We start from the raw sequence: 12,826 nt of genomic DNA, 5'->3' as shown, positions 1-12,826 counted from the left end.
CCTGGCCGCGGCCGTGTCCGGCGTCCTGACCCCTACGCGGGAACGGTGCCCACCAGCACGAACTCGTTGTACGGGAAGACCTTGCCCATCGGGCGGGGGAAGGGGAAGGAGTAGGTGCGCCGCACCGCGACCCCGGCTCGGTCGGCGTGACCGCGCAGCTCGTCGAAGCCGACCCACCGTATGTGCGTCGCGTCGCTGCGGAAACCGAGCTCTTGGGGGGTGATCAGGACGATGGTCCCGCCGGGCTTCACCAGCGGGAGGTACTGCTCCAGGATCGACGCGGCCGTGTCCTCGTCCACGTGTTCCAGCACGTGCGAGGCGAGCAGGCTGTCGAAGGACCCCGGCCCGCAGTCCGGGGCGGCGGCCAGCTCCTCCGTGGTGTAGGCCGTCAGGCCGCGTTCGCGGCAGGTCCGCACCGAGTGGGGGTTGTGGTCGACGCCGACGCTTTCGGGGCCGCAGTTCAGCAGGTTGCGCCCCAGGCCGCAGCCGATGTCCAGGACCCGGCCCAGCCGCAGCCGCCGCAGGTTCCACCGGTACGGCGCCTGGGTCGGCAGCAGCCGCTTGATCCCCGACTGCTCGAGACGGGCGAGCCGCCGGGTGTAGTCGGAGCCGGCAGTGCTGGGGGTGGAGTCACCGGACCTTACGGGGGAATCAGACATCGGCTCGCCGTCCTGAACGCGTTGCGGAAGGGTGGCCCCTTCTTGCAGGCCGGATGGCCGGACCATCCGCCGACAGGCAGTCAACCAAGGGAACAGCAGTACGGGGAAGGGGGCGAGCGGGAAAGCGCCCTCCAACCGGGCATTTCGGCCGGATGTCCTTCGGTCCGGCCATGGGCCGACCCGGCCGATGGGGGAGGCCGGCCCCGAGGCGAACCGGCCGCGCGCGGGAGCCCCGACCGGGCCGAGCGGCTCCCGGGGAGGACGCCGCACAGCGTGAGCCGCGTCTCAACCGCACGGCGGCGCTTGTCTATGCAACGAGTTGCATAGAAAGATCGGGGCCATGGCACTTGAGCACGCGATCCTCGTCTCTCTCCTGGAGAAGCCGGGCTCCGGCTATGAACTGGCCCGGCGGTTCGACCGGTCCATCGGCTACTTCTGGACCGCCACCCACCAGCAGATCTACCGCGTGCTCAAGCGGATGGAGGGCGACGGCTGGGTCGACGTCCTCGAAGTGGCGCAGCGAGCGAGGCCGGACAAGAAGGAGTACTCCGTCGTCCCGGCCGGCCGGGACGCGCTCCGCGCGTGGCTCCACGAGCCGATCCAGCCCGACAGCGTCCGCCACGAGCTCGCCGTGAAGATCCGCGGGGCGGCCTTCGACGACCCGGCCGCGCTCATCCTCGAGGTCGAGCGGCACCACCGGGCGCACGCGGACCGGCTCACGCACTATCTCGCGGGCGAACTGCGCGACTTCCCCGCCGTGGACGCGCCTGCGGCGGACGCGCCTGCCGTGGGCGCGCCCGCGGCGGACGACGCCGGGCGCGCACTCCAGCACGTCGTGCTCCGCGGTGGCATCGCCTACGAGCGGATGCAGCTCGCCTGGCTGGAGGACGTACTCGCCACGCTCCACCGCCTGGTGGCGCCCTGACCCCCCGGCGCCGCTTCCTCCCCCCGAACCTCCGCACCTCCCCCTTCACCCCTCACCCCACCCCTCATCACCCGACCGGAAGGCGAACGTCCATGAGCGACCCCCTGCTGTTCAACCCGCGCACCTACGACCCCGCGCACTTCGACCCCGAGACCCGCAGGCTGCTGCGCGCCACCGTCGACTGGTTCGAGGACCGGGGCAAGCGCAAGCTGCTGGAGGACTACCGCTCCCGGGCCTGGCTCGGGGACTTCCTCGCGTTCTCCGCGAAGGAAGGGCTCTTCGCCACCTTCCTGACCCCCGCCCCGGCCGCCGGCCAGGACGAGCCGGACAAGCGCTGGGACACCGCGCGGATCGCCGCCCTGAACGAGATCTTCGGCTTCTACGGCCTGGACTACTGGTACGCCTGGCAGGTCACCGTCCTCGGCCTCGGTCCCGTCTGGCAGAGCGACAACGCCGCCGCCCGTGCGCGCTCCGCCGAACTCCTGGCCGAGGGGGAGGTGTTCGCGTTCGGGCTGTCCGAGAAGACCCACGGTGCGGACATCTACTCGACCGACATGCTCCTCGAGCCCGACGGTGAGGGCGGCTTCCGGGCCACCGGATCCAAGTACTACATCGGAAACGGGAACGCCGCCGGACTCGTCTCCGTCTTCGGCCGCCGCACCGACGTCGAGGGCCCCGACGGCTACGTGTTCTTCGCGGCCGACAGCCGCCACCCCGCCTACGGGCTGGTGAAGAACGTCGTCGACTCGTCCAAGTACGTCAGCGAGTTCCGCCTGACGGACTACCCGGTCACCGCCTCCGACGTCCTGCACACCGGCCGCGCCGCCTTCGACGCCGCCCTCAACACCGTGAACGTCGGCAAGTTCAACCTCTGCACCGCGTCGATCGGCATCTGCGAGCACGCGATGTACGAGGCCGTCACCCACGCGCAGGGCCGCATCCTCTACGGCCGGCCCGTCACGGCCTTCCCGCACGTGCGCCGCGAGCTGACCGACGCGTACGTCCGCCTCGTCGGCATGAAGCTGTTCAGCGACCGCGCCGTCGACTACTTCCGCTCCGCCGGCCCCGACGACCGCCGTTACCTGCTGTTCAACCCGATGACCAAGATGAAGGTGACCACCGAGGGCGAGAAGGTCATCGACCTCATGTGGGACGTCATCGCGGCCAAGGGCTTCGAGAAGGACACCTACTTCGCGCAGGCGGCCGTCGAGATCCGCGGGCTGCCGAAGCTGGAGGGCACGGTCCACGTCAATCTCGCCCTGATCCTCAAGTTCATGCGCAACCACCTGCTGGAACCGGCCGAGTACGCGCCCGTCCCGACCCGCCTCGACGCGGCCGACGACGCCTTCCTCTTCCGCCAGGGCCCCGCCCGCGGTCTGGGCTCCGTACGCTTCCACGACTGGCGCCCCGCCTACGACGCGTACGCCGCCGTGCCGAACGTCGCCCGCTTCCGCGAGCAGGCGGACGCCCTGTGCGAGTTCGTCACCACGGCCGCTCCGGACGAGGCGCAGAGCCGCGACCTCGACCTCCTCCTGGCCGTGGGCCAGCTGTTCGCGCTCGTCGTGCACGGCCAGCTGATCCTGGAGCAGGCGCGCCTGTCCGGCCTGGACGAGGACGTGCTCGACGAGCTCTTCGGCGCCCTCGTGCGCGACTTCTCCGCGCACGCGGTCGAGCTCCACGGCAAGGAGTCCGCCACCGCCGTCCAGCAGGAATGGGCCCTCGGCGCCGTCCGCCGTCCGGTCGTCGACACCGACCGCGCGGGCCGCGTCTGGGCGCGGGTGGAGGCTCTGGCCGGGGCCTACGAGATGGCGCCCTAAGCACTCGCGGGGCGGAGAGCAGGACAGGCCGCTGCCGGCACGCATCGCGTGCCGGCCGCTCGCCGTGCGGCGGCGGTGCGGGGCGGGCGGTGCGCCGCGGACGCCGCTCGCCGCCGCCCTGCCGCGGGGCCGCCGTCTCTCATCCGGTGGGTCCAAGCGGAGGCGGCCGACTGCCGCGAATGGCTCAGCGGCGGGGCACCGGACAGGCCGCGAGTCGGATGAGATGCCTATCGTCGCTTCAGACACATCGGTTCGTTCGCGCAGCTTATGGAGACGTCATGTCCCATCGAGTCCGCTGGCTGGCCGGCGCCTGCATAAGCACCCTGGCTGCCGCTCTGCTCGCCACCGCAGGTACCTTCGTCACACCGCAGCGACCGGCTCCCGGCGGCAAAGCCGGGACCGGCATCGCAGTGGGCGCCTACCTCCACTACGGCTCGCCCGGCGTCGAGAGGATGCAAGGGCTCTCGCGCTGGCTCGGGGGTGCCGAGCTGCGCGCCGGCCACACCTACCTGCCCGGCGACACCTGGGCGAACATCGAGGGGGCACCCGATTCCCTGCGCAGCTGGGCACGGTGGCGCAAGGCGAAAGCCAACCGGCTGTTCGTCCTGAACGTGCCCATGCTGGAGGGCAACGAGACCGGCGCTCCCGACGACCAGGTCGCCGAGCTCCTGCGCTCCGGCGCGGAAGGCGAGTACGACCACCACTTCGAGCGTCTGGCCAAGCGTCTGGTCGCACTGGGCGTGCCGGACACGGTGATCGTGCTCGGCTGGGAGATGAACGGCTTCAACTACACCCACCGCTGCCGGCCCGACCCCGAGAGCTGGAAGAGGTACTGGCAGCGCATCGTGGCTGCCATGCGCTCGGTGGAGGGACAGCGGTTCCGGTTCGACTTCGCCCCCAACCGCGGCGGTGACGCGATCGCCTGGACCAGGTGCTACCCCGGCGACGACGTGGTCGACATCATCGGCATGGACTCCTACGACCAGCCGCCCGGCCACACATTCGCCGAGCAGGTCACCCAGCCGTACGGGCTCCAGCAGCAGGTCGACTTCGCGAAGGCGCACGGCAAGCGGATCTCGTACCCCGAGTGGGGGCTGTTCCGCAACGGCGACAACCCCGAGTACGTGCGCCGCATGCTGGCATGGATCGCCAAGCACAAGCCGCTCTACCACAGCATCACCGACTACTGCCCGCACGGCGTGTGGCAGTGCGGCCAGAACCCCCGCTCCGGACGGGTGTTCCGGGAGTTCCTCTCCAAAAAGGGCCGCGGCCGGCCCTGACGCCGCCGGCGGACCGGCCCCGCGTGGTTGCGGGGCCGGTCCGCAGTGTTCTCGACAAAAAACGTAATAATCACTATGTTGTTTCCCCGGTCGATGATCTCCAAGACGGACGCGAGCCCCGCTCCTGACGGCTGCCCACGGGGACGGAGTGCCCGCCGACGGGGCGGCCGCCGCCCGTGGATCGGCCGGCCCCCGAAACCCTCCACGCACGACGCGCGTCGGGCCGAGTCCTGCCGGCCCGGAGCAACCACTGAGAACCGAGAGAGGAGCGTCATGCCGACGAGCCAGGAGACCTCCTGGGCACCAGCCGCCGGTCGAAGCGTCGCGGTCCAGCACGCGGCACGTGCCGACGTGGGCGGACTACTGGTGAGGGCCGCGGCCGAGTTCCCGGCGCACGGGGTGCGCTACCGCCCGGCCGAGCGGCCCCTCGCGCACACGCTCCAGACCTATCCGCAGCTCCTCGACGCATCGCTGCGCCTTCTGCACTCACTGCGGCAGGCGGGTGTCCGCCGGGAGCACGTCGTGGTGTTGCTGCTCGAACGGCCCGAGGAGTTCGTCCCGGCCCTCTGGGCGTGCCTGCTCGGCGGGATCACCGTGTGCCCACTGACCCCCTCCCGCGACGACCCCGAGCGTTGGGCGGCGCGGCTCGGCCACGTCAACGCCCTGCTCGACGGACCGCTCGTGGTCACCGACCGCCGGACGCACGCGGAGCTGCCCGCCGTCCACGGCCTGGCCGTGGCCACGATCGAGGACCTGGCCGCGTCCTCGGCCGGTACGGACCCGCGCACGATCGCGGGAAGCGGCGCCGGTCCGGACGACGTCGCCCTGCTGCTGCTGACCTCCGGGTCCACCGGCGCCTCCAAAGCGGTCCGGCTCACCCACGGCAACCTGCTGGCCTCCCTGACGGCGAAAGCCGAGGTACAAGGGCTCACCTCGGCCGACGTGACGCTCAACTGGATCTCCTACGACCACGTCGCCGCGCTCCTCGAAGCACACCTGCTCCCGGTGTCCGTGGGAGCCGTGCAGCTCCAGGTGACACCGGATTGCGTACTGGCCGACCCGCTGCACTTCCTCGAGCTGATCGACGCCCACCGGGTGACGATGACCGTCACGCCCAACTTCCTGCTCGGCCTGATCAACAAGGCCCTCGACCAGCTGCCGCCCACTTCGGGTCCGGACCCGGACCCGGCCCTGAGACCGGGCCCGCACCCGGATCCGGTCCCGCCCCGGTCCCCGTCCCTGTCCCTGGACCTCTCCTGCCTGCGGCACATCGTCTCGGGCGGTGAGGCGAATCCCGTCGCCACGGGCACCGGATTCCTGGACCGGCTGGCCCCGTACGGCCTGCACCGCGGAGCCCTCTGGCCCGCTTTCGGGATGATCGAGACCTGCGCCGGCAGCATCTACAACCGGGCGTTCCCCGACGCCGACCTCGGAGCCGAGTTCGCGGCGGTCGGGCAGCCCGTCGACGGGCTCCGGATCAGGGTGGTCACGGAAGAGGGCGGAGGCACTCCTCTCGCCGCCGGTGAGGTCGGCGAGGTCCAGCTCGCCGGCCCGATGATCACCGATGGCTACTGGAACGACGAGGAGGCGACCCGGGGCGCGTTCACGGCGGACGGATGGTTCCGGACCGGTGACCTCGGCCGGCTCGCCGACGGGCGGCTGACGCTCGTGGGACGGATCAAGGACAGCATCGTCGTCAACGGCGTCAACCACCACAGCCACGACCTCGAAGCCGTACTCGAAGGTCTCGTGGGCGTGCGGAAGTCCTTCGTCACCGTGTTCCCGACGCGCCCCCCGGGCAGCGACACCGAGCAGCTCGCCATCGTCTTCGCCGCCGGCCCCGAGGTGGCCGCCGACGAGGAGGCGCTCCGCCGCCTGCTCACCGAGGTCGCCAACAGTGCCGTACTGCACTGGGGGCTGCGCCCGGCGCTGGTGCTGCCGCTCCCCGAGGACGCCTTCCCGAAGACGGGGCCGGGCGAGATCCGGCGCTCGCTCGTGCGGCGGCGGCTGGAATCCGGCGACTACTCCGCGCAGGTGGCATCGGTGCGGGATCTGGTCACCCGCCGACCCGGCGGTCAGACGACCCCGACCGGCGTGGTCGAGGAGACCCTCGCGGAGCTCTACGGCGACCTCTTGCGGGCCGAACCGTCCACGATCAGCGCCACGGCAGGCTTCTTCGACCTCGGCGGGACCTCGTTGGACGTCCTGCGCCTCAAGCACCTGATCTCCCTGCGCTTCCCCGGCACGGAGCTCTCCGTGCCCGCGATCCTCACCTCGCCCGGCATCCGCGAACTGGCCGTGCGGATCGAGGAGGCCCGCTCGGACCGGGACGGAGGGCCCGCGTACGATCCGCTCGTCGCACTGCAGGCCGGCGGGGACAAGACCCCGCTCTTCTGCGTCCACTCCGGGGTCGGCGAGGTGCTCGTCTTCGTGAACCTGGCCAAGTACTTCGTCCACGAGCGGCCCTTCTACGCCCTGCGGGCGCGCGGGTTCGATCCGGGGGAGAAGTCCTTCACGAGCTTCGCGGAAATGACGCGCACCTACGCGGAGGCGATCCGCGCCAAACAGCCGCACGGGCCCTACGCGATCGCGGGATACTCCTTCGGTGCGGCGGTGGCCTTCGAAGTGGCCAAGCACCTCGAAGAGCAGGGCGAGAGCGTCGATTTCCTGGGCAGCTTCAACCTGGCCCCGCACATCAAGGGCCGCATGGACGAGCTCGACTTCGTCGAGACCGCGGTCAACCTCGCGATGTTCCTGGGCCTGGTCTCCGAGGAGCGGGCCCGGACACTGCCCGCCGAACTGCGCCCGCTCGGCCGCCGCGAGCGGCTCGGCCGCCTGATCGAGATCGCGTCCCCGGAGCGCCTCGCCGAACTGGACCTGGACCTGGAGCGGTTCACCGCGTGGGCGGACCTCGCCGACGGCCTCACCGGCCTCGGCCGTACCTACCGGCCCGCCGGCAGCGTCGACCGGATGAGCGTCTTCTACGCCGCCCCGCTCCGCGGCAACAAGCAGGACTGGCTGGACAACGAGCTCAAGCGCTGGGCGGACTTCACGCGCGAGGCTCCCCGGTACATCGACGTGCCCGGCGAGCACCACACCCTCATGGGACCCAAGCACGTGCCCGTCTTCCAGTCGCTGCTGCGGGCCGAGCTCGACCGGGCGATGTCCGGAGCCGACTCGGCGCGCACCCGCAAGGACTCGAAGGACTCGTAGGAGCACGGGTTACGCCTCCGTCCGTGGACCGCGGTGTGCGGGGTCTCCGCCCGGACCGCGGGCACCGCGCGGGGCACGCGCCGCGTTCCGAAGCCGTTCACGAACTCCCCATCTCCTGGCGGGGCGCGCGGTCGGACCGGGCGGCTACCCTCAGGCGGCCCCCGACACGACGAACCCCGGGAAGTACACGATGACCGCCTCCCGCACCTCGCACCCGAACCCGCGCTCCGCCCGCACCCCCGCCCTGCGCCTCGGCGCCGTCCCGGCGCTGGCCGTGCTCGCCGCCCTGACGGCCGGCCCCGCCCACGCCGCCCCGGCCGACGGCATCCGCATCAACGAGGTGGTGACCACCGGCGACGCCGACGACTCGATCGAGCTCTACAACAAGGGCACGACCCCCGTCGACCTCTCGGGCTGGATACTCAAGGACGACAGCAGCAGCTCGAAGTACAAGATCTCCTCCGGCACCACCCTGGCCCCGGGCGCCTTCCGCGCCTTCGACGTCCGCTCCTCCTTCGGCCTCGGCTCCTCCGACGAGGCGCGCCTGTACCTCCCGGACGGCAGCACGCTCGTCGACGGTTTCACCTGGAGCAAGCACTCCGAGCCGTCCTGGTCGCGCTGCGCCGACGGAACGGGCACCTTCAAGGCCGCCGCACTCACCCTCGGCGCCCCCAACGACTGCGGGACCGGCCCCGGCGGGGGCAGCACCACCCCGGTCGCCTGGCCCGGCGGCTCCTCGGTGTCCACGGCCGACGCCTCGAACGTCTTCGGCGAGGACCTCAGCGCTCTCCAGCAGGACGGCTCCGTGATGTGGGGCGCGCAGAACTCCGGCAAGCTCTGGCGGCTCGTCAAGAACGGCTCCGGAGGCTGGCGTCCTGACACGACCGGTGGCTGGTCCGCCGGAAAGTCGCTGCGCTTCCCCGCCGGTTCCGGCAGCCCCGACAGCGAGGGCGTCACCGTCACCGGTGCGGGAGCCTCGGGCGGGGTGTACGTCGCCAGCGAGCGCAACGCCGCCTCCTCGGGCACGAGCCGTCTGTCCGTCCTGCGCTACGACGTGAGCGGCACGGCCACCACCCTCACCGCGGGCAAGGAGTGGAACCTGACCCAGGACCTCCCCGCCGTCAGCTCCAACCTCGGCCTCGAGGCGGTCACTTGGGTACCCGACGGCTACCTGACCGGCGCCGGCTTCAAGGACGCCTCGACCGGGGCCGCCTACGATCCGGCCCGCTACGGCGCCCACACCAACGGCGTGTTCTTCGTCGGCCTGGAGGGCACCGGCACGATCTACGGCTACGTTCTCGCGGATTCGGGCGCGTACACCCGAGTCGCCGCCTTCAGCAGCGGCATGTCGGCGATCATGGAACTACAGTGGGAGCCGCGGGCCAACCGCCTGTGGGCCGTCTGCGACGACACCTGCTCCGGCCGGCACCGCACCCTGCGGGTCGACGCCTCCGGAGCCTTCGCCCCCAGCGCCGTCTTGAACCGCCCGAGCGGCATGTCCAACCTCAACAACGAGGGCTTCGCGATCGCCCCGGCCGCCGAATGCGTAGCCGGCTCCAAGCCGGTCTACTGGTCCGACGACAGCAACACCAGCGGCCACGCCCTCCGCAAGGGAACCGTCACCTGCTGACCTGCTGACCTGCTGACCTGCTGGCCCGCGAACGCCGCGGGGGCGGCGGACGTCGCCGTCCGTCCGCCCCCGCGGCTCCGGCTCGCGCCGGACGTGCTCAGCTGGTGCCGAGGTGGGCGCCGTCGACCCACTTCGCTTCGCCGTCCTTCGCACAGGTCGAGGTGTAGGCCGGCCCGAAGGGCGCCGCGACCGCGGCCGCGGAGGAGCAGCTGGACGAGAACGCCTTGTGGCCGCCCGAGAAGTAGTCGATGTCGACGCCGTCGTTGGCCAGGGCGGCGCCGGCGCCGCCGAGCAGGATGCCGGCGGCAAGGACGGAGGCGGTCACAGCAGAGCGAATACGCATGATTCCCCTAAGGATCTTCGGAACGACGCGCCGATGGATGGGGGCGTCGGCCGGTTCAACGGCCGGACAGAACCGCCGGGAACGGGCGTTCACTCGAACGCCACGACAGAATCGTTTCGACACCGGAGGAGACCGACGAGCTGGGTCACGCCGGTTCCAGCAGGACGGCCGGCAGGGAGTAGGTGTCGTCCATCGTGGATGCCGGTCGTACGGCTCCGTAGCCGGTGAGCCGGTGAGCCGGTGAGCGGGTGAGCGGGTGAGCGGGTGAGCGGGTGACCGGTTGGGCCGGACGGGTGGACTGTCCGGCGTGCGCGGCTCGGATGGACCGGTCGGGAGGGCCCGGCCATCCCCGGGATCGGGCGCGTCAGAGCCGCGGCGCGCGGCGCGGCACGGGAGCGGCCGAGCTTGCCGGGGCAGCCCTGATTTTGCAGGCTGTCCGTGCTGAGCTCCACTGACGGCAGTCGGTCCGGGGACAGCAGTCAGCCGAGGGAAGGAACCCGCTCCGTGTCCGCTGAACTCTCCGATGACCTGAAGAAGCTCATCGACGACAGCCCCGTCTTCGCGACCGTGGCCACCATCCAGCCGGACGGCAGCCCGCAGCTGTCGATCACTTGGCTCGCCCGGGACGGCGACGACCTGCTGATCTCCACGACCGTCGGCCGCCGCAAGGAGAAGAACCTGCGCGCCGACCCGCGGACCACCGTCATGATCAACCCGCACAACGCGCCCTACACCTACGCCGAGGTCCGCGGCTCGGCCACTCTGGAGCTGGAGGGCGGGCAGGAACTGATCAACGCGCTGTCGCATAAGTACACCGGGAAGGACTACGCGGACTTCAACCCGGCGTCGAAGGACGACGCCGAACGCGTCGTCGTCCGCATCACCCCGCGCAAGGTCGTCGGCTCGATCTGACGCACAGCGCCCGCACACGTCTCGCCGGGCCCGGGACAGGTGCCGTGTCGGTCAGTCCAGCCGGATGGCCAGCAGACAGGTGTCGTCCTCGTGGGTCTCCGGCGTGTACGCGGCCATGATGTGGTCGAGGGCGTCCTGGGCGGTGAGCCCGTCGCACGCCACCAGCTCCGCGAGGAGGTCGTCGATGCCCGTGGTGATGTCCTCCCCGCGCCGTTCGACCATGCCGTCGGTGTACATCAGCAGGAGGTCGCCAGGCCGGAGCGGCAGGGTGACCGTGGCGTACTCGTGGCCGGGCAGCATGCCGAACAGCGGTCCTCGGTGGCTGGTGTCGAGGGCCGTCGCCCGGCCCTCGCGCAGCAGCAGGGGTGCCGGATGGCCCGCGCAGGCCCAGCGGAAGTTGCGGTCGGCGTCGACGTGCCCGATGATCCCGGTCGCGGTCTGGGCTGCCGGGTCGCTGCACAGGAGCTCGTTGAGCCAGGTGGTCAGCTGACCGGCGTGGGTTCCCGGCGCGTGCGCGAGACCCGCCAGGGCGTGCCGCTGCTGCGCCATCCGTGCGACGGCACCCAGCCCGTGCCCGCAGGCGTCACCGATGGCGAGCAGGCCCCGGCCGTCGGGCAGCAGGCGGCACTTGTACCAGTCACCGCCGACGGCGGCCTCCGATTCCGCGGGTACGTAGGCGGCCGCCACGGACAGCCCGATCCCGGCGAGCTCCGCCGAGTGGGTGGGCATCAGCGCCTCCCTCAGCACCGCGGCCACCCGCCGCTCGGCCGCCGCCTCCTCCCGCAGCCGCTCCGACTGGCGCCGGGTCGCCGCGAGCCGCTGCCGGCTGCGGACCTGCGTCGTGAGATCGCGAGCGATGAGGTGCACCGACCACACCAGCCCGTCCGTGGAGAGGACCGGACGGCCGACCAGGTGCAAGGTCCGGATCTCGCCCAGCACGCTGAAGCGGACCTCGACTCCGGGCGGCTCCTCCCCGTCGAGCAGGCCCGTCAGCAGCTTGCCGAACCGGGGAACGTCCTCCAGCAGGGCGGCGTCGCAGAGGTCCGCCAGCGACAGGGGCCGCGTCGCATCGGTGCGGAAGATCGAGCACAGCCCTTCGGACCAGGTGGTCTCGCCCGACAGCAGGTCCCAGGTTCCCCAGCCCATGGACGCGATGTACTGCGCGTCGCGCGACAGGAGCTCCGCACGGTTGTGGGCGGGCCGCCAGGTCGCCAGCACGTTGTCCCCGCACGATGCGGCCTCGTAGAGCAACTGCGTGCGGTGCAGGCCGTCCGCGCGCCGCTCGGTGTAGTCCACCGCCATCGACGTCAGGGCGCGACCGGTGCGAAGCACTCCGGCCAGCGCGTCGATCAGACCAGCGGCGGCGGCCCCAGGCTGGACGTCCCGCAGCGCGCTGCCGACGTGGCGGTCGGGTGCCTCCATCCACCGGGCCGGCCGGACGTGGTTCCCGGCCCTGACGGTGAAGTCCACGGTCAGGCCGTCGTCGTCGCGCACGGGTACGAGCAGTGCCGCGGAAACCGGGATGGCGGGCAGCGTGGCGCAGATGCACGCCCACGGATCGTGGCCCTCCGGCCCGTCGCCGCTGGAATGCCCGTGGCCGTGGGCGTGGCCGTGGGCGTGGCCTTCGCCGCAGGCGCAGGTCTCAGGCGGACCGTCCGCCAGGTCGGACGCGGACGCCCCCTCATCCAGCCGCACCCCCGCGGCGCCCACGGCGGCCTTGCGCAGGGCCGCCACCTCGCGCGCGAGGAATTCCTTCAGCGACCCGGGGTCCTGCGGGATCAAAGGCGACATCGTTCCTCACAACGGGGGAGAGGGGGACGGGAGCGGGCAGTGGGGCCTTGCCGCGGACTCTGTCCCTGTCTGCTTCCGTCGGCCGTCCGGGAGCCTGCGTGAGAGCGACAACGACGCGCCAGTGCTCTGGCCGACGGTCCCGCGGCCGGCCGTCGCCCTCATTGCTCAGGACTGCCGGATCTCACGCGCTCCGGTCCCGACCAGCACGGCCACTCCCAACGTACAGCGGCAGCCACAGGGGCGCCGTGGTGCCAGG

General features: G+C 71.7%; 9 protein-coding genes. 6 read left to right on the top strand and 3 right to left on the bottom strand.

All coding sequences use genetic code 11. The features are described 5' to 3' along the window. Positions 1–32: 32 nt before the first annotated feature. On the bottom strand, positions 33–659 hold the full coding sequence (locus tag J7E97_RS26350) for a bifunctional 2-polyprenyl-6-hydroxyphenol methylase/3-demethylubiquinol 3-O-methyltransferase UbiG (protein ID WP_215032044.1): 627 nt from the start codon (positions 657–659) through the stop codon (positions 33–35). 340 nt (positions 660–999) lie between these two features. On the opposite strand from J7E97_RS26350, the gene J7E97_RS26345 reads away from it, so the two are divergent. From J7E97_RS26345 to J7E97_RS26325, 5 genes are all read left to right on the top strand, one after another. Next, the gene (locus J7E97_RS26345; protein ID WP_215032040.1) at positions 1,000–1,584 is read left to right on the top strand and encodes a PadR family transcriptional regulator; all 585 of its coding nucleotides are present in this window, start codon (positions 1,000–1,002) and stop codon (positions 1,582–1,584) included. 92 nt (positions 1,585–1,676) lie between these two features. Then, positions 1,677–3,401: an acyl-CoA dehydrogenase family protein gene (locus J7E97_RS26340; RefSeq protein WP_215032037.1), complete on the top strand. Its 1,725-nt coding sequence runs from the start codon at positions 1,677–1,679 to the stop codon at positions 3,399–3,401. Positions 3,402–3,679: 278 nt separating this feature from the next. Further along, on the top strand, positions 3,680–4,681 hold the full coding sequence (locus J7E97_RS26335; RefSeq protein WP_215032034.1) for a glycosyl hydrolase: 1,002 nt from the start codon (positions 3,680–3,682) through the stop codon (positions 4,679–4,681). 273 nt (positions 4,682–4,954) lie between these two features. Further along, positions 4,955–7,894, top strand: coding sequence for a non-ribosomal peptide synthetase (locus J7E97_RS26330; RefSeq protein ID WP_215032031.1), 2,940 nt, complete (start codon positions 4,955–4,957; stop codon positions 7,892–7,894). A gap of 190 nt (positions 7,895–8,084) precedes the next feature. Further along, positions 8,085–9,524 (top strand): lamin tail domain-containing protein, encoded by a 1,440-nt coding sequence (locus J7E97_RS26325; RefSeq protein WP_215032027.1) that lies wholly within the window; start codon positions 8,085–8,087, stop codon positions 9,522–9,524. Between the two features lie 97 nt (positions 9,525–9,621). Here the strand turns inward: J7E97_RS26325 and J7E97_RS26320 are convergent, their stop codons facing one another. After that, on the bottom strand, positions 9,622–9,849 hold the full coding sequence (locus J7E97_RS26320) for a hypothetical protein (protein ID WP_251055185.1): 228 nt from the start codon (positions 9,847–9,849) through the stop codon (positions 9,622–9,624). A gap of 522 nt (positions 9,850–10,371) precedes the next feature. On the opposite strand from J7E97_RS26320, the gene J7E97_RS26315 reads away from it, so the two are divergent. Beyond that, on the top strand, positions 10,372–10,779 hold the full coding sequence (locus J7E97_RS26315) for a PPOX class F420-dependent oxidoreductase (RefSeq protein WP_215032021.1): 408 nt from the start codon (positions 10,372–10,374) through the stop codon (positions 10,777–10,779). 51 nt (positions 10,780–10,830) lie between these two features. Here the strand turns inward: J7E97_RS26315 and J7E97_RS26310 are convergent, their stop codons facing one another. Further along, positions 10,831–12,570, bottom strand: coding sequence for a PP2C family protein-serine/threonine phosphatase (locus tag J7E97_RS26310; protein WP_215032018.1), 1,740 nt, complete (start codon positions 12,568–12,570; stop codon positions 10,831–10,833). Positions 12,571–12,826: the final 256 nt, after the last annotated feature.

It is taken from the genome of Streptomyces sp. ISL-66 (assembly GCF_018614135.1).
In the GTDB taxonomy this organism is placed as follows: Bacteria; Actinomycetota; Actinomycetes; order Streptomycetales; family Streptomycetaceae; genus Streptomyces.
This window is presented reverse-complemented; position numbering and strand designations above follow the sequence as displayed.